The sequence below is a fragment of the Streptococcus equinus genome (genome assembly GCF_049393805.1).
Classification (GTDB): domain Bacteria; phylum Bacillota; class Bacilli; order Lactobacillales; family Streptococcaceae; genus Streptococcus; species Streptococcus equinus.
In genome coordinates this window covers 1,785,845-1,812,841 of sequence record NZ_CP185763.1, presented here as the reverse complement: position 1 = coordinate 1,812,841, position 26,997 = coordinate 1,785,845, and the positions used below count along the sequence as shown (strand labels likewise).

Annotated in this window: 23 protein-coding genes, 3 tRNA genes and 1 other RNA gene; 8 read left to right on the top strand and 19 right to left on the bottom strand. The window is 36.7% G+C overall.

Going from position 1 to position 26,997, the window contains the following annotated elements; all coding sequences use genetic code 11:
* The first annotated feature begins 8 nt into the window (after positions 1-8).
* Positions 9-1,205, top strand: coding sequence for a cation diffusion facilitator family transporter (locus ACN0NP_RS08990; RefSeq protein ID WP_423217207.1), 1,197 nt, complete (start codon positions 9-11; stop codon positions 1,203-1,205).
* Positions 1,206-1,279: 74 nt separating this feature from the next.
* Here the strand turns inward: ACN0NP_RS08990 and ACN0NP_RS08985 are convergent, their stop codons facing one another.
* From ACN0NP_RS08985 to ACN0NP_RS08945, 9 genes are all read right to left on the bottom strand, one after another.
* The gene (locus ACN0NP_RS08985) at positions 1,280-2,122 is read right to left on the bottom strand and encodes an amino acid ABC transporter substrate-binding protein (RefSeq protein WP_074862849.1); all 843 of its coding nucleotides are present in this window, start codon (positions 2,120-2,122) and stop codon (positions 1,280-1,282) included.
* Positions 2,123-2,145: 23 nt separating this feature from the next.
* On the bottom strand, positions 2,146-2,775 hold the full coding sequence (locus ACN0NP_RS08980) for an amino acid ABC transporter ATP-binding protein (protein WP_423217206.1): 630 nt from the start codon (positions 2,773-2,775) through the stop codon (positions 2,146-2,148).
* Positions 2,776-2,786: 11 nt separating this feature from the next.
* A complete protein-coding gene (locus tag ACN0NP_RS08975; RefSeq protein ID WP_004231457.1) occupies positions 2,787-3,428 on the bottom strand; it encodes an amino acid ABC transporter permease in 642 nt (213 codons plus the stop codon).
* Positions 3,429-3,613: 185 nt separating this feature from the next.
* Complete coding sequence (locus ACN0NP_RS08970; protein WP_021142189.1) at positions 3,614-3,949, bottom strand: zinc ribbon domain-containing protein YjdM; 336 nt, start codon at positions 3,947-3,949, stop codon at positions 3,614-3,616.
* 100 nt (positions 3,950-4,049) lie between these two features.
* Complete coding sequence (gene glmS, locus ACN0NP_RS08965) at positions 4,050-5,864, bottom strand: glutamine--fructose-6-phosphate transaminase (isomerizing) (RefSeq protein WP_423217205.1); 1,815 nt, start codon at positions 5,862-5,864, stop codon at positions 4,050-4,052.
* 196 nt (positions 5,865-6,060) lie between these two features.
* Positions 6,061-6,618, bottom strand: a complete 558-nt coding sequence (gene lepB, locus ACN0NP_RS08960; RefSeq protein WP_021142186.1) for a signal peptidase I — start codon at positions 6,616-6,618, stop codon at positions 6,061-6,063.
* Between the two features lie 198 nt (positions 6,619-6,816).
* Positions 6,817-8,319 (bottom strand): pyruvate kinase, encoded by a 1,503-nt coding sequence (pyk, locus tag ACN0NP_RS08955; protein ID WP_021142185.1) that lies wholly within the window; start codon positions 8,317-8,319, stop codon positions 6,817-6,819.
* 79 nt (positions 8,320-8,398) lie between these two features.
* Positions 8,399-9,415 carry a 6-phosphofructokinase gene (gene pfkA / locus ACN0NP_RS08950; RefSeq protein WP_074480055.1) on the bottom strand — a complete coding sequence of 339 codons (1,017 nt, stop codon included), beginning with the start codon at positions 9,413-9,415 and terminating at the stop codon, positions 8,399-8,401.
* Between the two features lie 90 nt (positions 9,416-9,505).
* Positions 9,506-12,613, bottom strand: coding sequence for a DNA polymerase III subunit alpha (locus ACN0NP_RS08945; RefSeq protein ID WP_423217204.1), 3,108 nt, complete (start codon positions 12,611-12,613; stop codon positions 9,506-9,508).
* Between the two features lie 183 nt (positions 12,614-12,796).
* Between ACN0NP_RS08945 and ACN0NP_RS08940 the strand changes: the two genes are divergently transcribed.
* The 3 genes from ACN0NP_RS08940 to ACN0NP_RS08930 are packed head-to-tail and all read left to right on the top strand — an operon-like array spanning position 12,797 to position 14,641.
* Positions 12,797-13,165 (top strand): GntR family transcriptional regulator, encoded by a 369-nt coding sequence (locus tag ACN0NP_RS08940; RefSeq protein WP_074669040.1) that lies wholly within the window; start codon positions 12,797-12,799, stop codon positions 13,163-13,165.
* Between the two features lies 1 nt (position 13,166).
* Positions 13,167-13,865 carry an ABC transporter ATP-binding protein gene (locus tag ACN0NP_RS08935; protein ID WP_024344177.1) on the top strand — a complete coding sequence of 233 codons (699 nt, stop codon included), beginning with the start codon at positions 13,167-13,169 and terminating at the stop codon, positions 13,863-13,865.
* A gap of 8 nt (positions 13,866-13,873) precedes the next feature.
* Positions 13,874-14,641 carry an ABC transporter permease gene (locus ACN0NP_RS08930; RefSeq protein WP_074639162.1) on the top strand — a complete coding sequence of 256 codons (768 nt, stop codon included), beginning with the start codon at positions 13,874-13,876 and terminating at the stop codon, positions 14,639-14,641.
* 249 nt (positions 14,642-14,890) lie between these two features.
* Here the strand turns inward: ACN0NP_RS08930 and ssrA are convergent.
* Positions 14,891-15,241: a transfer-messenger RNA gene (ssrA, locus tag ACN0NP_RS08925) on the bottom strand.
* A 176-nt stretch (positions 15,242-15,417) separates the two neighbouring features.
* Here ssrA and ACN0NP_RS08920 point away from each other — a divergent pair.
* From ACN0NP_RS08920 to ACN0NP_RS08910, 3 genes are all read left to right on the top strand, one after another.
* Positions 15,418-16,032, top strand: coding sequence for a TVP38/TMEM64 family protein (locus ACN0NP_RS08920; protein WP_024344178.1), 615 nt, complete (start codon positions 15,418-15,420; stop codon positions 16,030-16,032).
* A 134-nt stretch (positions 16,033-16,166) separates the two neighbouring features.
* On the top strand, positions 16,167-16,547 hold the full coding sequence (locus ACN0NP_RS08915; protein ID WP_024344179.1) for a CidA/LrgA family protein: 381 nt from the start codon (positions 16,167-16,169) through the stop codon (positions 16,545-16,547).
* Positions 16,540-17,235 (top strand): LrgB family protein, encoded by a 696-nt coding sequence (locus tag ACN0NP_RS08910; protein ID WP_021142176.1) that lies wholly within the window; start codon positions 16,540-16,542, stop codon positions 17,233-17,235. Before ACN0NP_RS08915 ends, ACN0NP_RS08910 begins: the two co-directional genes overlap by 8 nt.
* Positions 17,236-17,424: 189 nt before the next feature.
* Here the strand turns inward: ACN0NP_RS08910 and ACN0NP_RS08905 are convergent.
* The 9 genes from ACN0NP_RS08905 to parE form a co-directional block, all read right to left on the bottom strand.
* Positions 17,425-17,496, bottom strand: a tRNA-Arg gene (locus tag ACN0NP_RS08905).
* Positions 17,497-17,567: 71 nt separating this feature from the next.
* Positions 17,568-18,764, bottom strand: a complete 1,197-nt coding sequence (rpsA, locus tag ACN0NP_RS08900; RefSeq protein ID WP_021142175.1) for a 30S ribosomal protein S1 — start codon at positions 18,762-18,764, stop codon at positions 17,568-17,570.
* Positions 18,765-18,891: 127 nt separating this feature from the next.
* A tRNA-Gln gene (locus ACN0NP_RS08895) sits at positions 18,892-18,963 on the bottom strand.
* Positions 18,964-19,003: 40 nt separating this feature from the next.
* A tRNA-Tyr gene (locus tag ACN0NP_RS08890) sits at positions 19,004-19,084 on the bottom strand.
* 61 nt (positions 19,085-19,145) lie between these two features.
* Complete coding sequence (locus tag ACN0NP_RS08885; protein ID WP_021142174.1) at positions 19,146-19,376, bottom strand: DUF2969 domain-containing protein; 231 nt, start codon at positions 19,374-19,376, stop codon at positions 19,146-19,148.
* Between the two features lie 64 nt (positions 19,377-19,440).
* Positions 19,441-20,463, bottom strand: a complete 1,023-nt coding sequence (locus tag ACN0NP_RS08880) for a branched-chain amino acid aminotransferase (protein ID WP_021142173.1) — start codon at positions 20,461-20,463, stop codon at positions 19,441-19,443.
* A 306-nt stretch (positions 20,464-20,769) separates the two neighbouring features.
* Complete coding sequence (gene parC, locus ACN0NP_RS08875; protein WP_423217203.1) at positions 20,770-23,229, bottom strand: DNA topoisomerase IV subunit A; 2,460 nt, start codon at positions 23,227-23,229, stop codon at positions 20,770-20,772.
* A 47-nt stretch (positions 23,230-23,276) separates the two neighbouring features.
* Positions 23,277-24,089: a phosphate ABC transporter ATPase gene (locus ACN0NP_RS08870; protein WP_423217202.1), complete on the bottom strand. Its 813-nt coding sequence runs from the start codon at positions 24,087-24,089 to the stop codon at positions 23,277-23,279.
* Positions 24,090-24,158: 69 nt separating this feature from the next.
* Positions 24,159-26,108: a DNA topoisomerase IV subunit B gene (gene parE, locus ACN0NP_RS08865; protein ID WP_021142170.1), complete on the bottom strand. Its 1,950-nt coding sequence runs from the start codon at positions 26,106-26,108 to the stop codon at positions 24,159-24,161.
* Positions 26,109-26,330: 222 nt separating this feature from the next.
* Here parE and plsY point away from each other — a divergent pair, with 222 nt between their 5' ends.
* On the top strand, positions 26,331-26,978 hold the full coding sequence (gene plsY, locus ACN0NP_RS08860; protein WP_024344181.1) for a glycerol-3-phosphate 1-O-acyltransferase PlsY: 648 nt from the start codon (positions 26,331-26,333) through the stop codon (positions 26,976-26,978).
* Positions 26,979-26,997: the final 19 nt, after the last annotated feature.

Below are 26,997 nucleotides of genomic sequence, written 5' to 3'. Positions count from 1 at the left end.
GGCATTATATGTCAACACCAGAAGAAAATCTTCGTTTAGCCAAGCGTGGACCAATCGTCAGTATTGTCGCATACTTTGTCATTACTTTACTCAAATTAATCACTGGATATTTTCTCAATTCATCTTCTTTAATCGCTGATGGTTTTAACAACTTATCTGATATTTTAGGAAATGTTGTCCTATTAATCGGATTACATCTAGCAAGTAAGCCAGCTGATGAAGATCATCGTTTTGGACATTGGAAAATCGAAGATCTATCAAGTTTGATTACTTCATTTATCATGTTTTACATTGGTTTTAAAGTCCTCTTTCAAACCGTTGAAAAAATCATCACTGGTAGTCTAACACCACTTGATCCAGAAGGTGCTATCATCGGAGTCATCTCAGCTTTAATCATGTACGGTGTCTACCTCCACAACAAACGTCTCTCTCAACGTGTCAAATCAAGTGCTCTTTTAGCTGCTTCAAAGGATAACTTATCCGATGCCGTAACATCAATCGGTACTTCTATCGCCATTCTAGCCGCTTCTTTCAATCTCGTTATCATCGATAGACTCGCTGCTATCGTCATCACTTACTTCATTTTGAAAACAGCCTACGATATCTTTATGGAAAGTGCCTTTAGTTTATCAGATGGATTTGATCAAAAAGAATTAAAAAAATACAAGGAAGCCATTTTAAAACTTCCAAAAGTTTCAAATGTTAAATCTCAACGTGGTCGCTCTTATGGAAGTAACATCTACCTTGACATCGTTGTTGAAATGAATCCAGATTTATCAGTTTATGAAAGCCATGAAGTCACTGAACAAATCGAGGACATTCTTCGGAAAGAATTTTCAGTCTATGACACCGATGTTCACGTTGAACCTGGATCTATCCCAGAGGATGAAATTTGGGACAACGTTTATCGCAAACTATTCAAAGCAGAGAAAACCATTCTTGCAAAAATCCCTGATTACGAAGAATTGATTTCAGATAACTTCAAACTCGTTGATGCTGATGGACAAACTTATACAAAATACGAAATGGTTTCACGTGCCAAACACTACATGAGTAATTTTGAAGGCTTTGAGATGACTTCAATTAGTCAAAAAACAAAACTAATCACTTATGAGCTCAATGGCCAAACACACACAAGCATTTGGCGCCGTAAGGAAAATTGGTTCCTTGTTTTCCATCAAATCACACCTAAATCACAAAAATAAACAAAAGCTAGAGCTTCTACTCTAGCTTTTTATAATGAAAAAAGCTCTAAGTTGTTAAACTTAGAACTTCTTTTTTAGTTTTTGACGGCATCAGTTGCAACGTCTTCACCAAACCATTTATTTGAAATCTCTTGGAATTTACCGTCTTTATAAAGTTTTTGGAATGCTTGATTAATTTTCTTAACAAGTGTTTTATCTGCTTTTCTAGCTCCGACAGCAAAGTCTTCACCATCAAATTCACTTGAAATAATATTATACTTGTCAAGCTCGCCTTCTTGTTCAAGATAGTAATTAGCATAAACTTTATCAATCAACAAACCATCGATACGATCGTTTTTAAGGTCAATCAAAGCTTGTGTAAATGTTTCATATTGTGTCGCATCTCCGCCAGAGACAATGTTTTTTAATACTTTAGGATTCGCATTAAAAGCATCATAACCTGATGAACCTGATTGGGCACCAAGGACTTTGCCTTTCATACCAGCAAAACTTGTAATATCTGACGATTTTTTAGTCACCAATACTTGTTCATTTATCATATAAGGGTTTGTGAAACGAACTTTTTCTGAACGTTCATCTGTGATTGAATAACCATTCCAAATCAAATCAATTGTTCCATTGTTTAATTCAGTTTCTTTCATATCCCAGTTGATTGACTGCCATTTAACTTTAATACCATATTCAGCAAAAACAGCATTCGCTAAATCAATATCAAAACCAACGTTTTTTCCGTCTTCATCTTCATATCCCATTGGAACAAAGGTATTATCGAAACCAATCGTAATCTTACCATCTTTTACATAAGAATCCCACTGGTCAGTGTTAGAAGCTTTTTTTGAAGACGATGAACCACAGGCAGCTAGTGCTACAGTCGAAACAAGCACCAAAGCGCTTAAAAGAATTTTTTTGATTTTCATAGACACACCTAATAAACTTTCTGTTATTTTGGATTAATTTTTAAAATGTGATCTGAAATTGTTTCAGCAAATTGCAAATCATGGGTAACCACGATTTGAGTCATTCCTGCTTCACGATTTTGTAAAATCAATTTTTCAACTTCTTGGCGTAACTCAGGATCAAGCGCTGAAGTCGGTTCGTCATACCCAATAATCTGAGGATCAATCATCATTGCACGAGCTAGTGCCACTCGCTGCTTTTGACCACCAGACAATGAATAAGGATAAGCTCCCGCATGCTCACCCAACCCAAGACGTTTAAGAAGTCCTAGGGCTTTTTCTTTTGCTTCTTCTTTTGACATTCCCATTGTTTTAACAGGTGACAAAATCAAGTTATCTAAAACAGACAAGTGTGGGAATAATTGAAAGTCTTGGAAAACAAATCCTAATAAGTTAAGGTTCTCCAAGTGATTAATTGGAACCACTTCACCATTATAAATGATTTCACCTGAATCAATTGTTTCAAGACCTGCAAGCATACGTAGCAAAGTTGTCTTACCACCACCTGAAGGACCTACTAATGACAAAATTTTTCCATCTTCAATGGTCAAATTAAATTGATCAAAAATCTTTTTTTGACCAAATTGTTTTGAAATATTTTTTAATTCTAACATCTGGTCACCTCTTATTTGTAATAATCAAATTTTTTCTCAGTTTGTTTTGAAATTAGTGTTACAATACCAATCATCAGTAAGTAAATAGCTCCCGCTACAAACATAGGTGCTAAAGAAGCATCACGATTAGCTGCTGTTTTACTAGCAAGCAACAAATCACCAACACCAAGCACGTAAACAAGTGAAGAATCCTTAACGAGGTTAATGATTTCATTGAAAACACTCGGCAAAACAATTTTGAAAACTTGTGGCAAAATAATATAATGAATCGTTTGAAGTTGATTTAATTTCAAAACTTTAGCAGCTTCATATTGCCCTTTAGGGATAGCTGAAATACCACCACGGAAAATCTCAGCAAAATAAGCTGCATAATTTAACGTGAAAGCTAAAATAGCTGCTGGAAGTCTATCCATAACTACGCCCACGCTTGGCAAGACATAGTAAAAGAAAATTAATTGTAGTAACAATGGAGTCCCACGCATAATCCACACGTACAAAGTCAACAACCATTGTAACGGTTTAAATTTTATCTGCATCAAAAAAGCTAAGATAGCACCAAATGGAATTGATAACACAATAACAATACAGAAAACCTGCAATGTCACTGCTGCACCATCTAACAAGCTAGGCAGAATTTGTGAAATATATGACATATTTTCTCCTAAAAAGAATTGATAGTACCTTCTATTATAACAGATTTTAGAATAAATTGGGAGTAATCAAGAATAATTTCTCACTTCTTGTAATAAAAATAAATTATTTTTACATAAATTTATATATGTATGCGTCTTTTTTTACAAAAAAGCTGTGAGTAAATCTACTCACAGCTTAAAAGTCATTATAGTTTTTTAACAAACTCTGATTTTAATTTCATTGCGCCAAAACCATCAATTTTACAATCGATGTTGTGATCACCTTCAACAAGACGAATGTTTTTCACACGTGTACCTTGCTTAAGATCTTTTGGTGCACCTTTTACTTTCAAGTTTTTAACGATAGTAACACTATCACCATCAGCAAGACGAGTACCGTTGCTATCAAGAACAACCAAGCCATCTTCTTCTTCAACTGAATCGCTTGGGTTCCATTCATAAGCACACTCTGGGCAAACTAACATTAATCCATCTTCGTAAACATACTCAGAGTTACATTTTGGACAATTTGGTAAAGACATAATTTCTCCTTATCAAAAATAGCTATAACTTTCTTAGCTGTCCTTTAGCAAAAAGTTACATTATCCATTCTAACCTAGAAAGTAAAATTTGGCAAGAACTTTATTCAACAGTTACAGATTTTGCAAGATTACGTGGTTTATCAACATCTAAGCCGCGTTGAAGTGTTGCATAGTAAGCAATCAATTGTGCAGGAACGACCATTGCGATAGCTGACAAGAATGGGTGAACAGTTGTTACAATGATATCGTCACCTTCACGTGCTTGACTTTCGTCAACGATTGTTAGAACACTTGCTCCGCGTGCTGCAACTTCTTGAATATTACCACGAGTATGAGATGCAAGGATAGGATTGCTTGAAATAAGAGCAATTACAGGCACACCATCTTCAATCAATGAAATTGTACCATGTTTCAATTCGCCAGCAGCAAAACCTTCACATTGAATATAAGAAATTTCTTTTAGTTTCAAGCTTGCTTCCATAGCAACATAGTAATCAGAACCACGTCCAATGTAGAACGCATTGCGTGTTTCTTTAAGAAGTGCTTCTGCTTTTTTAGCAATTGTATCTTTTTCAGAAAGCGTAGCTTCAATAGATTGCGCAACGATTGAAAGTTCGTGTACCAAGTCAAATTCGGCAGCAGCTTTATTCCCATTAGCATCACCAACTGCTTTAGCCAAAATAGCTAGTGTAGCAATTTGAGCTGTATAAGCTTTGGTTGATGCAACGGCAATTTCAGGACCAGCATGCAAAAGCATTGTGTAAGTTGCTTCACGTGACAAGGTAGATCCAGGAACGTTTGTAATTGTCAAACTTGGAATTCCCATTTGATTAGCTTTAACCAAAACTTGACGGCTATCAGCAGTTTCACCTGATTGAGAAATCATCACGAACAGTGGTTTTTTACTCAACAATGGCATGTTATAACCCCACTCTGAAGCAATACCAAGCTCAACTGGAGTATCTGTCAATGTTTCAAGGAATGATTTTGATGCAAAACCAGCATGATAAGAAGTACCAGCAGCTAAAATATAGATACGGTCAGCTTCTTGAACTGCTTTGATGATTTCAGGATCAACAGTAATATTATTGTTATCATCTGTGTAAGCAGTAATCAATTTACGCATAACAGTTGGTTGTTCGTCGATTTCCTTTAACATGTAGTAAGGATAAGTTCCTTTACCGATATCTGACAAATCAAGTTCAGCTGTGTAAGAATCACGTTCTACTGCATTTCCATCATAATCCATAACTGATACAGAATCTTTTGTTAAAACGACCAACTCTTTATCATGGATTTCCATAAATTCACTCGTTTCGCGAATCATTGCCATAGCATCAGAACATACCATGTTGTAGCCATCACCTAAACCAATCAAAAGTGGTGATTTATTCTTAGCAACATAAATAGTATCAGAATCTTCAGCATCAACAAGTGCAAAAGCATATGAACCTTCAATAATGTTCAAAGCTTTTTTGAAAGCTTCAAGAACTGAAAGGCCTTGTTCAACAAATTCACCAACCAAGTGAACCGCAATTTCAGTATCAGTTTCACCTTTTAGATGGTGATTTGAAAGGTATGTTTCTTTAATTTGTAGATAATTTTCAATAACACCATTGTGAACCAAGACAAAACGTCCAGTTTCAGATGTATGTGGGTGAGCATTTGATTCAGTTGGTTGACCATGAGTTGCCCAACGAGTATGACCAATTCCAGTATAACCTGCCATGTCGATCCCGATTTTAGCACGTAAATCAGCAATACGTCCGACTGATTTAATCAAACGACCTTGATTAGAACCGTTAGTTACGTAGATTCCTGCTGAATCATAACCACGATATTCAAGTTTTTCAAGACCTTGCATTAAGATGTCTGTTGCATTTTTATTTCCAACAACACCAACAATACCACACATATTTATTACCTTTAGCAAGAAAAATCTTGCTATCTCTTTCTTAAAAATTGAATTGGTATAGTCTAATAAAGACTCTCCAAAACCTTACAGCAACAGTATATAACTTTGATATGACATTGTCAATAAAATAATTGGTATGATTTTAGCTATACCAATTATGGATTGGTACAAATAACAAAAAAACAGAGCAGTTAAACTACTCTGTTGTAATAAATCCAAATTTATTAAGTGGCAAAATCTTAAATGTTACAACACCACGAATCTGACTTTCTTTAATCAAACCAAAATCACGACTATCATTTGTATTTTGACGATCGTCATTCAATACCAAATAATAACCTTTTGGAATTTTATCGTATTTCCCATTGGTAATAGTACTTACAGAAAAATCAGAAGTAAACGGTTGCTGTGTATCTGATGTTGAAGAATACTCAGATTTAATTTTACCAATGTAAGGCTCTTCTTTAACTTCATTATTAACATAAAGAATATCATCCATTACGGTCACGCTTTGTCCAGCTGTAGCAACAACACGACTGATATAAAAGATATCATCTTTCTTATAAACGATAAAATCTTTATAACGGGGCTCACGATTGCGATTAACTACTACTACATCACCATTCGACAAATAAGAATTAGCAGCATCTTTATGCACCTTAAATGTTGAAAATACAAAAATTCTCAACAAAAACAGTACCAAAATGGCAATTAAAACTATAATAATATTTCGTATAAAATCGCGTTTAACCATAATTTCTCCTATTCTTTTTCTATTATATCATGTTTTGAAATATAAAAAAAGTATGCATGTGAATTTTAACACAGAGTTAAATCGAAATTATGTAGAGCTCTTTCGCCCTTTTTGTGCCCCTTACAACCATTTTGGCATAAAAAAAGCCCTATCACACAGGCTGTAAAGCTTGATATGATAGGCTTTTTTATTATTCAATTATTTTACAGTGCGGATACGCATTGTGTTTGTACCACCTGAACCAACAGGAACACCAGCGACGATAACGATGTTATCACCTGATTGAACCAATCCAGATTCAAGAGCAGCTTTTTCAGCAACTTCAAACATGTCATCAGTTGATGCAGGTTTTTCAGTTACAACTGGAATAACACCCCAGTTAATCATCAATGATTTTTGAGTTTTTTCGTCAAATGTTACAGCCAAGATGTCAGCATCTGGACGGTATTTAGAGATAAGACGAGCAGTGTTACCAGATTCAGTAAGAGCAACTACAAGTTTGATATCCATTGAGCTTGTAGCATCTTTAACTGCTGAAGCTACTACTTCTGTTTTAGAAGTACGAGCGAATGATGATGAATCAAGACGTCCGTATTCGTTAAGAAGAGTTTGAGCGTTTTTATCGATTGTAGCCATTGCACGAACAGCTTCAACTGGGTATTTACCATTTGCAGATTCACCAGAAAGCATTGTTGCGTCAGTACCATCGATAACAGCGTTGAACACGTCAGATACTTCTGAACGAGTTGCACGTGGTTTTTCAGTCATTGATTCAAGCATGTTTGTTGCTGTAATAACTGCTTTACCAGCTGCGTTAACTTTAGTGATGATCATTTTTTGGTAAACTGGAACCATTTCAAATGGAACTTCAATACCCATGTCACCACGAGCGATCATGATACCATCAGCAGCTTCGATGATTTCGTCAATATTTTCGATACCTTGTTGGTTTTCAATTTTAGCGAACAAACGAACGTGTCCGTTACCAGTTTCTTCACAGATTGCACGAACTTCTTCAACGTCTTTTGCAGTACGTACGAATGAGATAGCGATGAAGTTAAGACCTTGTTCAAGACCAAAACGGATATCAGCGTTATCACGTTCAGCAAGAGCTGGGAATGGGATTTTAGTGTAAGGAATGTTTACACCTTTTTGTTTAGCGATAATACCATCGTTTTCAACTTCAACAACAAATTCACGAGTTGCATCATCTTTAGCTACAACGCGAAGACCAAGTTTACCATCGTCAACAAGGACTTGTTTACCAACTTCAACGTCGTCAAAGATGTCAAGACCACCAGCAACGTTCAAAGCGATAACGTCACGAGTTGATTTGATACCTTGTTTAGTAGCAACGCGGATTTGTTCACCAGTTTTGTATGAATATTCTTTAGCTTCACCTTCAAAAAGTTCTGTACGGATTTCAGGACCTTTTGTATCAAGAAGGAAACCAACTTTTTGACCAGCGATTTCTTCTGCACGACGAACTGTAGCCATACGAGCACCTTGTTCTGCGTGGTCACCGTGTGAGAAGTTGAAACGGAAGACGTTTGCACCTTCTTTAATCAATTGAGCGATTTTTTGTGCTGATGCTTCAACATCAAGGCTTTCACCCCAATATCCGTCTTCACCGAATTTTTTACCACCGCGGAGTTCTACCGCAGGACCAAGTGTTGCAACGATTTTTACGCGTTTATTCATGATAATATGAAACTCCCTTTATTTTTAAGCCGAATGAACGACTATTAATAACAATAATTTTTAATCTATAAATACTATACTATAAATGAGCAATATCTCGATTCAATTGAGCGAAGTCAAGACGTGCTTTGTGTGGCATGTTGACGATAATGCTACCATCTTCTGCCAATGAGAATAGAGCACCTTCTTCTTTTGTACCAAGAATTGGGCTTTCTACTAATTCTTCGTTGTGGATACCAACAGCAAGTCCACCACGACCTTGTTGAAGTAATTCAACAGCATGAGCACCCATCCAAGAAGCAAGAACACGATCACGAGGTGATGGTGCACCACCACGAAGGATGTGACCAAGGTTTGTTGCACGAAGGTCGCTAGTATCACCAGCTTCTTTCATCAACTCTGCAAATTTTTCTGCATGCATTACACCTTCAGCAAGAACGATAAGGTGACGTTCTTTACCTTTGTTTTCGTAACCATCTTTAACTTTTGCAACTACTTCGTTGATGTCATATTCTTCTTCAGGAATAATGATTTGGTCTGCACCAGAAGCAATACCTGCCCAAAGAGCGATATCACCAGCGTTACGTCCCATTACTTCAACAACGAAAGTACGTTTGTGACTGTAAGATGTATCACGGATTTTGTCAAGAGCTTCCATAGCTGTGTTTACAGCTGTGTCAAACCCTAGTGTGTAATCTGTACCAGCGATATCGTTATCGATTGTACCTGGGATACCAACTGCTGGGAATCCGTGTTCTGTCAAGCGCATAGCGCCGTGATAAGAACCGTCACCACCGATAACAACGACACCTTCGATGCCGTGTTTTTTAAGTTGTTCGATACCAGCAAGTTGTCCTTCAAGAGTTGCAAACTCAGGGTAACGAGCTGATTGAAGGAAAGTACCACCACGAGACAAAATGTTTGAAACACTTTGAGCGTCCAATGGGAAAATGTCGCCATCGACCATACCAGCATAACCGCGGTTGATTCCGAAGACTTCCATTCCTTCTTTAATTGCTTTACGAACAACTGCACGAACAGCAGCATTCATACCAGGAGCGTCGCCGCCACTAGTCAAAACAGCAATACGTTTCATTTTGCTAATACTCCTTTTATTAATCTAACGTTCTTATTATAGCACATTACTTTGTAAAATGCTTTACTTTATTTTATTTTTACTAAAATTTTATTGATAAATCGTTTTCAGCGTATATGGTTTTAGAGCTTGTGTTAACTCTACATCCTTACTAACTAAATGCTTTTGACTCTGTAACGTCTGCTTACTATCTTGATAGTGCAAAATAACAGGAATCTTACCAGGAAACTGAGATAGTATTTGTGATATCTCTGTATCATGCAGATGATTTTCAACTAGCAACCACAAACGCTCGCTGCTTGCCTCTTGAACACGATTCAGTACCATCTGCAATCTGTCATTACGTTTTTGAATTTTCCCGGTTAAGTAATAAAATCTACCTTCTTGAAGCATATCCTTATATTGAGCAAAGGTTTCTGGAAACAATGTCACATCAAATTTTTTATTCGTGTCAGTTACGTTCAAAAACGCCATTTGTTCTCCCTTTGTTTTTGTTCGAATTACACGAATTTGGTTCAATTCGACAAGAATTGTTGCTTCAGTATTTTCATGTAAGTCAGCCAGAGCTGTAAATGGAACTGATGTTTTTTTAGCGATTTCCAAAAGCGGATGTGGGCTAATACCAACACCAAGCAGTCCTTGTTCCTGACGGTACTTCTCTGCACTTGGAAAATCTTCAACTTCAATCCAACTGTAAGAAGTTTCAGCAAATAAACTTCCTAGTTCATTTACAAACATAAATAAAGGTTCTAGATTTTCAATAATCTTACGACGATTTTTTTCAAATTTATCAAATGCACCAATTTCAATCAGCGGAGTGACAAATTCTTTTTTCTGATAGTTTTCAGGTAACTTAGTCAAAAAGTCTTCAATGCTTGAAAACGGACGATTCTCAATAATCCAATAACACATATCTCGTGGTACGCCCTTTAGATTTTTCAATCCAAGATAAATACGCCCATCTGAAATCTTATCATTATAGGGAACAGTGTTTATATCAATTTTATTGACCTTGAATTCTGATTCAAGTGCATCAGTAATGTAGTCCGCACTTGAATAATTGAGCATGACATCGTAAAAGACAGCAGGGTAATGAGCTTTAAAGTATGCTAGTTGAAAAGCTAAAGCTGAATAGGCAAATGCGTGACTTCTGTTGAAGCCGTAACCAGCGAATTTTGCCATACGAGAAAACAAATCCTTAGCAACATCAAGTGGACGACCAAGAGCTTGTGCTCCTTTTAAAAATTCACTTTCCATTTTTTGCATGTCTTCTACTTTTTTCTTCGACATAGCACGGCGCAACAAATCCGCCTTCCCAAGAGTAAAGCCAGCATATACTTGAGCAATCTGCATAACTTGCTCCTGATAAAGCATAATACCATACGTAGGTTCCAAGATATGAGCCACTAAAGGATCAATCAAGTCAACAGTTTCTTTTCCAAAACGACGTTTAATAAAGTTCTCGGTATAATCACTAGCCCCAGGACGATTTAAACTCGTAGTAGCTACAATATCCTCAAATTTACGTGGCTTAATACGTTTCAATAGATTAATTGCCCCAGCCTGTTCAAACTGAAAAATCCCCTTTGTTCTTCCAGCTGCAAAAAGAGCAAGTGTCTTCTCATCTTCTAAATTAATTGATTTAATATCGATATTAACACCATAATCTTTTGCTACTTTTTCTTGCATTCGTTGAACAAAAGTCAGATTTCGTAGGCCTAAGAAGTCCATCTTAAGAAGACCGTTAGCCTCAACTGCAGAAGCATCATACTGAGTTATCATCATATCCTCACCAGCTTTTAGTGGAATATGTTCTGTCAGATTGTCATCACTCATAACGACACCGGCTGCGTGGATAGAAGTTTGACGTGGGTTGCCTTCAATTCGCTTAGCAATCGCAAACGCTTTTTGGTATTCAATTTTTGAATTAATAATCTGACGGAAAGAAAGATTTTTTTCATAAACCGTCGTCAAATTATCTCTAAAGCTAATTTTCTTAGTGATATTAGTCAATTCATGCTCAGGAGCTCCAAAGCGTTTAAAAACATCGCGGATAGCCTGTTTAGCACCGAACGTTGAGAATGTCACAATTTGCGCTGAATGAAGGCTTCCATAACGATTGCGTACATAATGAAGAAATTCACTACGATAAACGTCTGGTAGGTCAATATCAATATCCGGCATACTATAACGTTCTTCGTTTAGAAAACGTTCAAAAAGCAGGTTGTTTTTAACTGGATCAATCCCTGTAATATCAAGAGCGTAAGAAACTAAACTTCCTGCTGCAGAACCACGTCCCATTCCCATATAATAGCCACGACTACGACCAAAACGCAATAAATCCCAAACAATCAAGAAATAGTCGTCAAATCCCATTTTGTGAATGACAGATAACTCTTTTGATAATCGTTCTTGATACTCTGGTAGCCAAAGTCCTTTTTCCTTAAGTCCTGATTGAGTCAACTCAACTAACTCTTCTTGAGCAGGCTTTTGACGGTTAAACCTTGGCAATTTCAACTCACTATTAAAATCGTACTGAATGGTAGAAACCAGCTGTTCAAGATTTTCTAAAGCATTTGGAAATTTCTGTTCAAAAGCCTGTGTTAAAATATCACAAGCTACCAAATGTTGGTTTTGTGGTACTAACGGAGCGTCTTTTAAACTAACGTTGTCTCGAATAGCGTGCAGCATGTGCAGCGTTTCTACTTCGTTAGTATTAAAATACCGAACTGTGTGTAATGGAAGAATCGGTTTGATATATTCTTTTTGCTCCGAATGAATGTCGACACCAATATAGTAATCAAAAGGTATGCTAATACTTTCTAAATCCTCAAAGTAAGGAATGATGACTGCTATCCCTTGTAGGTAATCATTTAAATCTTCTAACTGAATACCATTCGTCATTTGGCGACTAGACACCTTCATCAGATTTTTATAACCTTGTGTATCGCGCGCAACTAAGTAGAAAGTCACCGACAGATTTTCTTGAATGTCAAGTGTCAATTCTAAACCTAAAACAGGACGAATACCTTGTCGATTAGCTATTTCAATAAAATGGAAGGCGGCATAGAGATTATCTTTGTCCATAATCCCAATAGTTTGGTAGCCTAATACTTTTGCTTCTTTAACATAGCCTTCTAAGTCAATTAAACTGTCCATAAAAGAATAGACTGTCTTGGTGTCTAATTGGGCAAACATAAAGTGCCCTCCTTTCTTCGATTCACTTCTTCTATCTTATTATACACTAAAAATGAAAGCATATTTATGTTTTAATCCAAATCATAGACGGAAGCTTCTGATTCCTTGACATTTCAAACTTATTTTTGTACCATGAATGTAGTACAAGACTTCTTTAATTTTAATATAGAAAGGGGTTATCGTATGTCCTGGAAATTTGATGAAAAATCACCTATTTATGTCCAAATTGCACAACACATTAAAATGCAGATTATCAGCCAAGAAATAAAAAGCGGTGATCAACTCCCAACAGTTCGCGAATTAGCTGAAGAAGCTGGCGTCAATCCCAACACTATGCAACGCGCCTTTTCAGAACTAGAACGCGAAGGAATGGTTTACTCCCAACGAACTTCTGGGCGTTTTGTCACTGATGATAAAGATTTGATTAAGCAAAAACGTCGTGAAGTTGCTGAAGCAGAACTTCAATCATTTGTTAATAACATGCAAAAAATAGGATATAATATCGACGACATTGTGACTGTATTAGAATCGTATATTAAGGAGAAAAAATAGGATGAGTCAATTACTCCAACTACATCACGTTACTAAAAAATATAAAAAACGTGTAGCTGTTGATGATGTGACCCTCAGTTTACCAGCTGGAAAAATCATTGGGTTGCTTGGACCAAACGGAAGCGGAAAGACAACACTTATTAAACTAATCAACGGTCTTCTTCACCCAACAAGTGGAGAAATCGTCGTTGACGGCTATCGCCCTTCTGTTGACACAAAGAAAATTATTTCATATCTCCCTGATACTTCATACCTCAGAGACGATATGAAGATCAATGATGCTTTAACCTTTTTCGAGGATTTCTACGAAGATTTTTCTCGTGAAAAAGCAGAGCACCTTTTAAAAGATTTAAATCTAGACCCTGAGGACATTCTTAAAAATTTATCAAAAGGGAACAAGGAAAAAGTCCAATTAATTTTGGTCATGAGCCGTCAAGCAAAACTATACATTCTTGATGAGCCAATTGGCGGGGTGGATCCTGCTGCTCGTGATTATATTTTACGCACGATTATCAACAACTATTGTGAAGACGCTTCTGTCATTATTTCAACACACCTCATCTCAGAAATTGAACCAATTCTTGATGAGATTATTTTCCTAAAAGACGGTAAAATCATTTTACAAGGTAATACCGATGATATTCGTGAAGAACACGGAAAATCTATTGATTCACTTTTCCGTGAGACTTACAAAGCTTAGGGGGAATTATGTTTTCAAAACTTTTAAAATATGAATTAAAATCCGTTGGTAAATGGTATTTCGCACTCAATGCTTCAATCATTGCCATGTCATTCTTCCTTGGTTTCAGCATAAAATCTCTAACAAACTTCGCTGAAGAACATTCAAATATTAGTTCCAATAACTTTGCACAGTTAATCCCAATCATTCTAGCTTTGATTTTTGGAGTACTAGTTGCAAGTGCTTGTATTGCTACTGTAGTTATCATCGTCAGACGCTTCTATAAAAACCTCTTTGGTCGAGAAGGTTATCTAACTCTGACACTACCTGTATCAACACACCAAATCATTTTATCTAAACTTGTTGCATCAGCGATTTGGACTGCTTTTAATCTCTTGATTGTGCTGATTGGTATTACAATACTAATCCTGCCAATTTCTGGACTTGGACATTTCTTAGCAATACTCCCACAAATTGGAAAGATGCTAACACTTAAAGATTGGTTCTTGCTACTTCTTCTTGAAATTACATCAGTACTATCTGGAATATTGATGATTTATCTAGCTATTTCAATCGGACAACTTTTTGCTAACAAACGAGGCTTGATGGCATTTATTGCATATTGTGTTCTAAGCATTGTTTTAATTATTGTTTCTGAACTAACCAGTGGGCAATTGATTGATAACAATTTAAGTTGGGACTTACTTCCATTGTCAATTATTGAAAATCTCATTGAGGGCATTATCTTCTACCTTGCTACCCACTACTTACTAAAAAACAAAATTAATATTCAATAATACAATAATAAAAAATCCCTACCAAATTGGTGAGGGATTTTTAAAGAATTTTGATACTCAAAATAACTACCAATCGTTGATGACATTGGAGAGAAATTTTCAAATTATATCGATTTCTATGGAACACAAAATTGTGTTTCTTTTTGGGTCTCTCTAAAAGATAAACTAGGCAAAACTAGGCAAAACGTAAAAATAAAAAACGTTGATATATCAACGTTTTGCGTAACTTTGCTAAACTATGAAAAGCTTTTATGGAGCCGGTGGGAGTCGAACCCACGTCCAAACACCTGCCAATACATTCGTCTACAACCATAGGTTATGTCTTTATTTTAACTTAAGCTCGATACATAACTCAAACCTAGATTAAGCGAGCCTATAAATCTCTTTTTGACTAGCTAGGCAATAGTCAAACGTAGCTTGTTAATCAATGAAACCTCTAGCAAAACACAAGCAATCCTGTAGAGATCACGCGAGCTGGTTTTTAGGCAGCTACAGCGTAAGAATTTGTATTTTTTGCAGTTATATTTAACTGGCATTTTTACATCTGCCGATGAGTCGCAGAATGTACCTCATAATGCCTGTCGAATCCGTAACAACCCCAGAAATTATAAAGTAATCAAAAGCTACGAAAATTATTATAGCAAATAATACGGAAAATGGCAAAAAATAATTTTGAAATAGAATGTTATGCCACTATAAGCTAGTATTTTTGTTCAAAAATGTTCATTTTACAGTTTGTATTTCAAAAAAACAAAGTCTTATGTTATCATAAAAATATGAAAATGAAGAAGTTTGACAGCTATGCTTTTTGCCAGCGACTGATTCAATTCTTAGGTATTCTAGCTTTATTAGGGACCTTTGTCTTAGTTATCTGGTTCTACCACTTAGGTATTTTAAATGATAGCAATGCACTCAAAGATTTTGTCAACCAACACCGATTCTGCGGCCCCTTGGTTTTTATTTTGGTACAAATTTTCCAAGTTGTGTTCCCAGTAATTCCTGGTGGAGTTACAACTGTAGCTGGATTTTTAATTTTTAACCCTGTTTTAGCATTCATTTACAACTACCTTGGAATCGTTATTGGTAGTATTATACTTTTCCTACTTGTCAGACAATACGGACGAAGATTTATCCTACTGTTTATTGACGAAAAGACATTTTACAAGTATGAAGCTAAACTTGATACACAAAATTACGAGAATTTCTTTATCCTTTGTATGTTATCACCAGTTTCACCTGCAGATATTGTCGTAATGATTACTGGCCTTTCAAGAATTTCTCTGAAGCGTTTCATTCTAATTATCCTACTTACAAAACCAATTTCAATTATCTCTTATAGCTATATCTGGATTTTTGGAGGAAACGTCTTAAAATTGATATTAAATCACTAAAACTGAGTTAAACTCAGTTTTTTTATGTTAAAGAAAGATGACATTTGTAATTTTTCAAAAAAATTACATGTAAACGTTTCATAACCTTGAAAAATATGTCTATAGTAGTAGACTTATAATGAAGGAGTTTACTAATGAAATTATACGTTCAATTTATGATTATTCTCATCTTTTCATTTATAGGGGAGGCGATTTCTAATTTACTCAATTTGCCTGTTCCTGGTAGCATTATTGGATTAGTGCTACTTTTTCTTGCCCTCGAATTCAAAATCATTCGTCTGAGGCATATTGATGTAGTTGGAAATTTTCTGCTCAATAATATGACAATTCTATTTTTACCAGCGGCCGTTGGTATTATGGACAGATTTAATGATATCAAAGATTATCTGCTTCCTATCACTATTATCATCCTAGTAGCAATCTTTTTAAACGTCGCTACAATTGGTTTTGTTGTACAATTCATCAAAACACGTTTTGAAGGAGATTATGTCGATAAAGGAGGACACCATGACTAATATTCTAACCAATCCAATCTTTGGTATTATGCTTTCAATTTTAGCCTATCTAATGGGAATGTTGATTTACCGGAGATTTCCTCACCCTATTACTACCCCTTTACTTCTTGCAACATTTTTCATTATTGCATTTTTAAAAATCACAAAAATTTCATACTCAGACTATTATGTCGGAGGAAGTTATCTAAATACACTTATCGTTCCATCGACAGTTGCACTTGGTATTCCGCTCTATCGTTCATTTCATTTAATGAAACACCATATTAGAAGTATTTTATCTGGAATCCTCATTGCTTGTGTCGTAAATACTACTTTTACAGCAATCGTTGCTAAAAGTTTTGGTATTAAATACTTGCTAGCTATTTCATTATTCCCTAAATCAGTTACAACTGCTATGGCAGTCGGTATTACTGATAAAATGGGAGGAATTACAACTGTAACTCTAGTTGTTGTTGTTATTACAGGAATTTTAACCAGTGTTCTTGGTCCTGTATTCTTAAAACTTTTAAAAATTGAAGACCCTGTTGCTATCGGACTTAGTCTTGGTGGAACAGGGCATGCTATCGGTACTGGAACAGCTCTGAAATATGGCCTAGTTGAAGGTGCCATGGCAGGTCTTGCTATCGGTGTTACCGGAATTATGTATGTTATCGTTAGCCCAATTATCGCACAAATTATCTTAAAATAATGTATTAAGCAGTCTATAATTATTAGACTGCTTTTTTAACGCCCTAATCACTACAGAATAGCCTTTTAAAGCACTTTTTACATTTTATCCTGATAAACCACTACTTCCTCATAAAAACAGCTACAAGGCAATTAGAATTGATTTTATCGCAAAGAAAAAAGCCATTTCTGGCTTTTTACACTCAATAACTCCACCCTAAGGGAATCGAACCCCTATTTCAAGAACCGGAATCTTGCGTGATATCCATTACACTAAGGGTGGCAACTATTCTATTATACCATATCAAAACAAAAAGAAAAGACTTACAATGTAAGTCTTTTCATGATTTATAATTACAATTCAATATCGCCGAATAGGTCAGCCATTGAGAATCCAGTTTGAGTTTCTGGAAGTTCGTAATCACGTTTAGCTTCACGTTTTGGACGACGTGGACGAGATTGACGTTTTTCTTCGTTTTCAGCTTGTGCTGGACGTTCTTCAAGAGCTTTGATTGAAAGTGATACACGTTCTGCATCAGCGTTAACATCAAGAACTTTAACTTTAACTTCTTGACCAACTGAAAGAACATCTTTAGGATTTTCAACACGTTTATGTGAAATTTGTGAGATGTGAACAAGTCCATCGATACCAGGTAATACTTCAACGAAAGCACCGAAGTCAGTCAAACGTTTAACTTTACCTTCAACAACATCGCCAGCAGCAAGTTTTTGTTCTACACCATCCCATGGTCCAGGTGTTGTAGCTTTAAGTGAAAGTGATACACGACCTGCTTCTTCATCGATTGAAAGAACTTTAACTTCGATTTCTTCACCAACTGAAACAACTGATTTAGGTGAAACGTTACGTTCGTGAGACAATTCAGTCACGTGAACAAGTCCATCAACACCACCAAGGTCAACGAAAGCACCGAAGCTTGTCAAGCGAGCAACTTTACCTTTAACGATTGAACCTTCTTCAAGTTTAGAGAAGACTTCTTTACGAGCTGCAGCAGCTTTTTCTTCAACTACTTCACGACGTGAAAGGATGAAGCGGTTTTCAGCTGGAACAACTTCTTTGATTTTAGCTTCAAATTCTTGACCAACAAATTTTTCAGTGTTACGTACGAAACGTGTATCAATCATTGAAGCAGGGATGAAACCACGAAGTCCTTCAAATTCAACTGAAAGACCACCTTTAACAGCACGTGTACCTTTAACAGTAACAACTTCGCCTTCGCGACCAACAAGTTTATCCCAAGCTTTGCGAGCTTCCAAGCGTTTTTTAGAGACAAGGAAAGTAACTGTATCAGTATCTTTACCTACAACTTGACGAAGAACAAGAACTTCAACTGTGTCGCCAGTTTTAACGAAATCGTTAATATCAGCATCACGATCGTTAGTCAATTCACGAAGTGTAAGAACACCTTCAACACCTGTTCCTTCGATAACAACGTTTGCTTGATCATTATCAACAGTTAAAACTTCCGCAGTGACAACATCACCAGGGTTTACTTCGCTAACACTGTTTAGCAAATCTTCAAATTCATTCATTCTAAAAAATCCTCCAACAAAAGCTAGCTTAAGCTAGCTTTTGACAACAATAATATTTCTCAAGGTAACCCGCAACGACAACAACTTTTATCTTTGACGGTGTCAAGCCGAAACTCGATACCTTTGACTGGGGTAGCTGGATTCGAACCAACGCATGAGGGAGTCAAAGTCCCTTGCCTTACCGCTTGGCTATACCCCAAAAAAGAATGTTCAATTAATCTAAGAAATAAATCTTAGAATGGAAGGGGAGGGATTCGAACCCCCGAACCCGAAGGAGCGGATTTACAGTCCGCCGCGTTTAGCCTCTTCGCTACCCTTCCGTTACGACAAAAACTATTCTAGCATAGTTTTTGTTCTCTGACAAGTACTTTTCGCGATTTTTTAGCGATTTAAGTTGTAATTTTCAATAATACTTTCAATTGCTTGCTCTAATGTCTTGAAAAGTGACTCAACTTCACCGTTTTTTACAACTGCAAACTTGTTATCAAGCTCAGCAATTTCACCGATAACTTTTTTACCGGCAGTCAAGTTGTAACCATCAACATTAGCGTTGTTAATAGCAACTTTTGCATCAGCAAGTTGAATTTCGATTTTTTTATCTTTTTTGCTCATTTTTCCACCTCACGCTATATTTTACCGAAAAACAAAAAAGCTTGCAAGAGCAAGCTTTAAAATATTAGTCAACTTTGTAAATCCATCCTTCAGGTGCTTCCACATCACCGAATTGAATACCTACAAGTTCATCGTACAATTTACGTGTCACTGGTCCTACTTCTGTTTCACTATAGAAAACATGGAAATCATCACCATGTTGGACACCACCAATTGGTGAAATGACTGCTGCTGTACCGCAGGCACCTGCTTCGACAAATTTATCCAATTCATCAAGTTTAACGTCACCTTGAATAGCTTTCATGCCAAAACGATGTTCAGCCAAATAAAGAAGTGAATATTTTGTAATTGATGGCAAAATAGAAGGGCTAAGTGGTGTGATAAACTCATTATCTGCTGTAATACCAAAGAAGTTTGCAGAACCCACTTCTTCAATCTTGGTATGTGTAGCTGGGTCTAGGTAAATAACATCAGAGAACTTGCGTTCATGTGCCATTTTACCTGGAAGAAGACTTGATGCATAGTTACCACCAACTTTAGCAGCACCTGTTCCATGTGGTGCAGCACGGTCGTATTCATCTTGAATCAAGAAGTTTGTTGGAACTAAACCACCTTTGAAATAATTTCCAACGGGCATTGCAAAGATTGTAAAAATATATTCGTCTGCTGGGTGAACCCCGATAATATCACCAACACCGATCAAAAGAGGACGTAGATAAAGTGTCGCACCTGTTCCATAAGGTGGGACAAATTCTTCGTTAGCGCGAACAACTTGCTTTGCAGCATCGATAAATTTTTCTGTCGGCACTTGTGGCATGAGAAGACGATCTGCTGTGCGTTGCAAGCGTTCCGCATTCATATTTGGACGGAACAATTGAACAGAACCATCTTTTGTGCGATAAGCTTTCAATCCTTCAAAAGCTTGTTGTCCATAGTGCAAAGCTGGTGAAGCTTCTGAAATATGGAGCATTGAATCTTCTGTTAATTTTCCTTCATCCCATTTACCGTCTTTGTAATATGAAATATAGCGAAATGGTAATTTGCGATAGGCAAAGCCTAGATTTTCCCAGTCTAAATCTACTGTCATAACAATTCCTCTTTCTTTATTTTTATCCTATTGTACGCTTTTTAAAACATTTTTCAAGTACTTTTCACAAAATTCTGAAAATTTATTTAAAACAAAGGTGAGGCAAATAAAGTCGCCCGTGGAGACTTTATCCATGACTCTAAAAACTGAAAAGCGAATCATTTTTTCGTGGAAGCTTGATTTTTCAGCAGTGATTGACAGTAAGGCTCTTATTTCGATTGTGCATGGAAAACTCTAAGTTAATTTTACTTCATTACAGCTTCAAAAAAAGAAGCTGAGAACATTTGTCTCAGCCTCCTTTTGTAATTATTTAATTCTTGCGCTAAAGACGCCTTCATCAGAAATTTTATCTGAAATGAACGAACCATTACTTGTACGTTCTGAAAGTGTCAAATCTTCCAAGATAGCATTGTAGATATTGCCTTTGTTTGAATAAACTTCTAGAGTTTCAATCTTATCAGAGTCAAGTGGCTCAACGCTGAATAAATCAATATTTTGCACGTCATTTGAAGCGTGGACTGCTCCTGCCATAAAGACGCGGTGTGGTTTAGACTTGAGTTCTCGAAGTACTTGCAAACCACGGTTAGCACGACTTGTAGCTGGAATCAAGTCAGTTGACATACGTTTCAAGCTACCACGTTGTGTCAAAATAAAGAAGCTTTCTGTATTGGCGATGAAAGTTGACACAACAAAATCATCGTCCTTGAGGTTGATAGATTTGACCCCTGCAGCTTTCGCACCCACAACTGGCACCTCATCAATATTGAAATGAAGGGCATAACCATTGTGTGTAACCACCATGACATCATCAAGTGCAATTGGTGAAATTGTCACAATCATATCATCGTCATTCTTCAATTTAGCATATTTAACCGCTTTTGATTTATAAGTACGCCAAGGCGATATTTCCTTGCGTTCAAAGCGTTTGATCTGACCTAGTTTTGTAGCAGCAAAATACGTTTGTGGTCCAAATTCATCAACAATTTCCGCATAAAGGACACACTCATCCGTTGCAAAATTAGTGATTGTTTGTGATAAGTGTTCACCAATATCTTTCCAACGAATATCTGTCAACTCATGAACTGGACGATAAATCACATTTCCAAGATTTGTAAAAATCAGCAAATGCTGTGTCGTCTTGGCTTGAGAAACGAAGATTAATTCATCATCATCACGTTTACCAATTTCTTCAACTGTAGAAGCATTAAATGAACGTGGACTGGTACGTTTGATGTAACCACCTTTTGTTACGCTGACAAACGTATCTTCTTCCACAATCAAGCTTGCAACATCAATTTCGATTGTTTCTGCTTCTGCTTGCAATTCTGTTAAACGTGGATTTGCAAATTTTTTCTTAACTTCACGTAACTCACGTTTCATAACATTGTACATAGTACGCTCGTCACCGATAATAGCTTTAAGCATAGTGATACGTTCACGAAGCTCTGCTTCTTCGTTTTCAAGTGCAACAATGTCAGTATTTGACAAGCGGTACAATTGCAAAGTAACGATTGCTTCTGCTTGTTCTTCTGAAAAATCGTAGCTGACTTTTAGGTTTTCCTTAGCGTCAGCTTTATTTTCAGACGCACGAATAAGCGCAATAACGTCATCAAGGATTGAAATCACTCGAATCAAACCTTCGACGATGTGAAGACGTTTTTCAGCTTTTTCTTTATCAAATTTTGAACGTGCAACGATAATTTCTTTACGGTGCGCAACATAACTTGTCAACATCGGAATAATACCAACTTGACGCGGTGTGTAGTTATCAATAGCAACCATATTGAAGTTATAGTTGACTTGCAAGTCAGTGTATTTCAAAAGATAGTTGAGAATAGTTTGTTCGTCAGCATCTTTTTTGAGTTCAATAGCAATACGAAGTCCATCACGGTCTGACTCGTCACGAACTTCAGCAATGCCAGGAACTTTATTATTCACACGAACATCATCGATTTTCTTAACAAGTACTGCTTTATTGACTTCGTATGGAATTTCTGTGACAACAATTTGCTTTTTACCACCACGAAGAGTCTCAATATCAGTGCGTGAACGAACAACAACACGTCCTTTACCAGTTTCGTAAGCCTTACGAATACCATCCTTACCTTGGATAATCGCCCCAGTAGGGAAATCAGGTCCCGGCAAGAATTCCATCAATTTATCTAGTTTTGCATTTGGATGGTCAATAAGGTAAACAACCGCATCAATGACTTCAGCCAAGTTGTGTGGCGGAATATCAGTTGCATATCCCGCTGAAATACCTGTTGCACCATTAACCAAAAGGTTAGGGAAAGCAGCTGGCAAAACAGTTGGTTCTTTTTCAGTATCATCAAAGTTCCATGCAAACGGAACAGTATTTTTTTCAATATCGTGAAGCAAATAGCCAGCAATCTCTGACAAACGTGCTTCGGTATAACGCATGGCTGCCGGTGGATCACCGTCCATAGAACCATTGTTACCATGCATTTCAATCAAGGTTTCACGATTTTTCCAATCCTGACTCATGCGCACCATAGCGTCATAAATAGATGAATCACCGTGTGGGTGGAAATTACCCATAACGTTACCGACAGATTTTGCCGATTTACGGAAACCTTTATCAAAAGTATTGCCGTCCTTGTTCATCGAATAAAGGATACGACGTTGAACAGGCTTCAAACCATCACGAATATCTGGCAAAGCCCGCTCTTGAATAATATATTTGGAATATCGTCCAAAACGATCCCCCATAATGTCTTCAAGAGACATATTTTGTACATTTGACATAATTATTATCCTTTACTTTTCACGTCAAAAAATTAACTTTTTCTATACTAACTAACAAAGTTTTTTACAACATTAAAAACTTTTTCTGACCAGGCAGAAAGACCATCACCATCGTACTTCAAATAAAATACTTTAGGGACTAAACAACTTGGAACCAAAGGCTCAATAACCTCTCGTTTATCCTCAGGAATAATGCAAAGATAAAGTTTGTTCAAAGAAATTTCATCTTTAACCTTCGCAGCGTGATAGCCATCAAATACATAACCATCACTTTCAATAATATCATTATATTTGAAATGGAAACTTACCCCCGGAACAAAAAGCGGACCTAATTCATCTTTTGTAGGTTCTCGTTCCAAAAGCCTTTCCATAGCAAGACGATAACCAGACGTTGTATTTGACCAGCCAAGCATCACATATTGAAAATAGTCAGCTGGATCTCCCGCAGCATTACGAGAACTCTGAACTAATTTCTCAGGTGACAATCTAAATGCCTTAACCGCTGATAGAATCTTGTTTTCTCTAAATATTTCTTTCGCTACTTGAACGGTACAGGTATGGCTTAAAAAATCTGAATATACATATTTACCTTTTTCGTCATAAGTCGAAGCAACTATTTTAGAACTTGGAGTATATGGAAATTCCTTACGCGGCCTTCTCTCAATATCTTTTATCTTGTCACGAAGTACTTTATTCTCGCAAATAATTTGGGTAGTTCGAGCATTTAATTTCTCGTATGCTATAAAAGCAGAAATTTTTTCCAATTCCCAATCTTTTATCAAAGGATACTCTGATAAAACCAAATGATAAACTCCAGCCCATTGAATACTATATTTTTCAGTCCAGATATCTAAAAGCATTAGCTTGTCCTCTAAAGATATTAATTGACTATAATATCACTCATTAAAAATCAACTTTGTAAATAGCGATTAAAACACTGTATTTTCTTCCAAGGTGAATTTAACGTTGTCTTCAATCCATTTACGACGCGGCTCAACTTTGTCGCCCATAAGGACGTTGACACGGCGTTCAGCACGCGCCAAGTCTTCAATCGTTACACGAATTAGAGTACGTGTTTCAGGATTCATAGTCGTTTCCCAAAGCTGGTCTGCGTTCATTTCACCAAGACCTTTGTAACGTTGTAATTGAGCACCCTTACCAAATTTTTGACGAAGTTCTTCTAACTCACCATCTGTCCAAGCGTACTCAACTTGCTCTTTTTTGCCTTTTCCTTTTGACATTTTGTATAAAGGAGGAAGGGCAATATAAACATGTCCAGTCTCAACAAGCGGACGCATGTAACGGTAAAAGAATGTTAGCAAAAGTGTCTGAATGTGAGCACCATCGGTATCCGCATCGGTCATGATAATAATCTTATCGTAGTTTGAATTTTCAACTTTAAAATCAGCACCGACGCCTGCACCAATTGTGTAAATCATAGTATTGATTTCTTCGTTTTTCACAATGTCAGACATCTTAGCTTTTGCTGTATTTAAGACTTTACCACGCAATGGCAAAATGGCTTGGAATTTGCGGTCACGTCCTTGTTTAGCTGAACCACCGGCAGAATCCCCTTCGACCAGATAAAGCTCATTTTTCTTAGGATTTTTAGATTGCGCTGGTGTCAATTTACCAGAAAGTAAACCTTTGTCTTTCTTATTCTTCTTGCCGTTACGAGATTCATCACGTGCTTTACGTGCTGCTTCTCTGGCATCACGCGCTTTAATCGCTTTGCGAACAAGATTTGATGCTACTTCACCATTTTCCAAAAGGAAGAAAGTCAATTTTTCAGAAACAATACTATCAACAATCGGACGAGCTAGTGGGCTTCCGAGTTTGTCTTTCGTTTGCCCTTCAAATTGCAAGTGTTCTTCTGGGACAAGGATAGAAAGCACCGCTGAAAGGCCTTCGCGGTAATCTGACCCTTCAAGATTCTTATCTTTTTCCTTCAAAAGCCCTGACTTACGAGCATAGTCATTCATTGCTTTGGTAATAGCAGATTTTAGACCAGTCTCATGAGTACCACCGTCTTTTGTACGAACATTATTAACAAAAGAAAGAATATTATCAGAGAAACCATCATTGTACTGAAGAGCAACCTCAACTTGGAAGCCTTGGTCTTCACCAGTTACCCAAATGACTGGTGTCAATGTTTCCTTGTCTTCGTTCAGATACTCAACAAAATCTTGAACACCATTTTCATAGTGGAATTCCAAATGTTCTGCTTCTTCTGGACGTTCGTCTGTTAATGTCAAGGTGACATCCTTAAGCAAGAAGGCTGATTCTTTCAAACGTTCAGCAATGGTATTGAACTTGAAATCTGTCGTTGAAAAAATCTTATCATCGGGCATGAATGTAACAGTTGTCCCTGATTTTGATTTAGGTGCTGTACCAATTTTCTTAAGTGTTGTTACAGGTTTTCCACCATTTTCAAAACGTTGCTTGTAAACTGCACCATCACGAGTGATTTCAACTTCAAGCCAGCTTGAAAGAGCATTAACAACTGAAGAACCTACACCATGCAGACCTCCAGAAGTCTTGTAGCCTCCTTGACCAAATTTACCACCGGCGTGAAGCACTGTGAAGATAACTTCTACCGTAGGAATCCCCATAGCATGCTTACCAGTTGGCATACCGCGTCCTTGGTCTTTTACGGTAACACTACCATCTTGGTTAAGGATGACATCAATCTGATTACCGAAACCAGAAAGCGCCTCATCAACGGCATTATCAACAATCTCCCAAACTAAGTGATGTAGTCCTGTCGCATCTGTTGAACCGATGTACATTCCGGGACGTTTGCGTACAGCATCCAGTCCTTCTAATACTTGAATGGCATCGTCATTATAATTATTTACATTAATTTCTTTTTTAGCCAAAAGCGACCTCCAAATAATTCATCTTTTTTATCTTACAAGTTTTTTCAGATTTTTGCAAAAAAAAATCAAAACCAATGACGATTTTACAAGGAAAATCACCAATTTTTGCATGAAATAGTATATCAAATTTAAAGCGTTATCACAAATTTACTTTGACTTTTCAAGTTATTTATTTTTCAAATTTTTCCTTTTCATAGCGGTCTATTATGTTATAATGAAAACATGAAAATTTTAGTTATGATTGTGATTGCTTACTTGTTGGGGTCAATCCCAACTGGACTTTGGATTGGTCAATACTTCTACCACACTAACTTAAGAGAGCATGGTAGCGGAAACACTGGAACGACCAATACTTTCCGAGTACTAGGCGCTAAAGCAGGTATCATTACATTTATTATTGACATGCTAAAAGGGACTCTAGCAGCTCTCCTACCAGTTATTTTTAGCACTCCAGAGGTATCTGCAGTTTTGATTGGTTTATTTGCTATTATCGGACATACTTTCCCGATTTTTGCAAACTTTAAAGGTGGTAAAGCTGTTGCAACAAGCGCTGGTGTCCTTCTTGGATTTGCACCGCTATTTCTTCTATATCTTGTTGTAATCTTTGTTATCACTCTTTATCTTTTCAGTATGATTTCATTATCAAGTGTTGTTGCAGCTGGTGTTGCAGTGCTTAGCGTTCTGATTTTCCCAGCCTTTGGCTTTTTGCTACCACACTATGATTTGTTGTTTACTTTACTGATTATCCTTATTGCAAGTATTATTATTGTACGACACAAAGATAATATTACACGTATCCAAAACCACGAGGAAAACTTGGTTCCTTGGGGATTAAATCTAAGTCATCAAGAAAAAACTAAAAAGGACTAGCTTTAGGCTAATCCTTTTC

Excerpts from the sequence above, each read along its gene's own strand:
- pfkA (WP_074480055.1), bottom strand. The coding sequence starts at position 9,415 with ATGAAACGTATTGCTGTTTTGACTAGTGGCGGCGACGCTCCTGGTATG.
- ACN0NP_RS08935 (WP_024344177.1), top strand. The coding sequence starts at position 13,167 with ATGAGTCAATTACTCCAACTACATCACGTTACTAAAAAATATAAAAAA.
- rpsA (WP_021142175.1), bottom strand. The coding sequence starts at position 18,764 with ATGAATGAATTTGAAGATTTGCTAAACAGTGTTAGCGAAGTAAACCCT.
- parC (WP_423217203.1), bottom strand. The coding sequence starts at position 23,229 with ATGTCAAATGTACAAAATATGTCTCTTGAAGACATTATGGGGGATCGT.
- ACN0NP_RS08915 (WP_024344179.1), top strand. The coding sequence starts at position 16,167 with ATGAAATTATACGTTCAATTTATGATTATTCTCATCTTTTCATTTATA.
- ACN0NP_RS08985 (WP_074862849.1), bottom strand. The coding sequence starts at position 2,122 with ATGAAAATCAAAAAAATTCTTTTAAGCGCTTTGGTGCTTGTTTCGACT.
- ACN0NP_RS08930 (WP_074639162.1), top strand. The coding sequence starts at position 13,874 with ATGTTTTCAAAACTTTTAAAATATGAATTAAAATCCGTTGGTAAATGG.
- glmS (WP_423217205.1), bottom strand. The coding sequence starts at position 5,864 with ATGTGTGGTATTGTTGGTGTTGTTGGAAATAAAAATGCAACAGACATC.
- ACN0NP_RS08885 (WP_021142174.1), bottom strand. The coding sequence starts at position 19,376 with ATGAGCAAAAAAGATAAAAAAATCGAAATTCAACTTGCTGATGCAAAA.
- ACN0NP_RS08870 (WP_423217202.1), bottom strand. The coding sequence starts at position 24,089 with ATGCTTTTAGATATCTGGACTGAAAAATATAGTATTCAATGGGCTGGA.
- ACN0NP_RS08975 (WP_004231457.1), bottom strand. The coding sequence starts at position 3,428 with ATGTCATATATTTCACAAATTCTGCCTAGCTTGTTAGATGGTGCAGCA.
- ACN0NP_RS08945 (WP_423217204.1), bottom strand. The coding sequence starts at position 12,613 with ATGTTTGCCCAATTAGACACCAAGACAGTCTATTCTTTTATGGACAGT.
- ACN0NP_RS08970 (WP_021142189.1), bottom strand. The coding sequence starts at position 3,949 with ATGTCTTTACCAAATTGTCCAAAATGTAACTCTGAGTATGTTTACGAA.
- ACN0NP_RS08920 (WP_024344178.1), top strand. The coding sequence starts at position 15,418 with ATGAAAATGAAGAAGTTTGACAGCTATGCTTTTTGCCAGCGACTGATT.
- ACN0NP_RS08990 (WP_423217207.1), top strand. The coding sequence starts at position 9 with ATGTCAACACCAGAAGAAAATCTTCGTTTAGCCAAGCGTGGACCAATC.
- ACN0NP_RS08980 (WP_423217206.1), bottom strand. The coding sequence starts at position 2,775 with ATGTTAGAATTAAAAAATATTTCAAAACAATTTGGTCAAAAAAAGATT.
- ACN0NP_RS08910 (WP_021142176.1), top strand. The coding sequence starts at position 16,540 with ATGACTAATATTCTAACCAATCCAATCTTTGGTATTATGCTTTCAATT.
- ACN0NP_RS08940 (WP_074669040.1), top strand. The coding sequence starts at position 12,797 with ATGTCCTGGAAATTTGATGAAAAATCACCTATTTATGTCCAAATTGCA.
- ACN0NP_RS08880 (WP_021142173.1), bottom strand. The coding sequence starts at position 20,463 with ATGACAGTAGATTTAGACTGGGAAAATCTAGGCTTTGCCTATCGCAAA.
- pyk (WP_021142185.1), bottom strand. The coding sequence starts at position 8,319 with ATGAATAAACGCGTAAAAATCGTTGCAACACTTGGTCCTGCGGTAGAA.
- lepB (WP_021142186.1), bottom strand. The coding sequence starts at position 6,618 with ATGGTTAAACGCGATTTTATACGAAATATTATTATAGTTTTAATTGCC.
- plsY (WP_024344181.1), top strand. The coding sequence starts at position 26,331 with ATGAAAATTTTAGTTATGATTGTGATTGCTTACTTGTTGGGGTCAATC.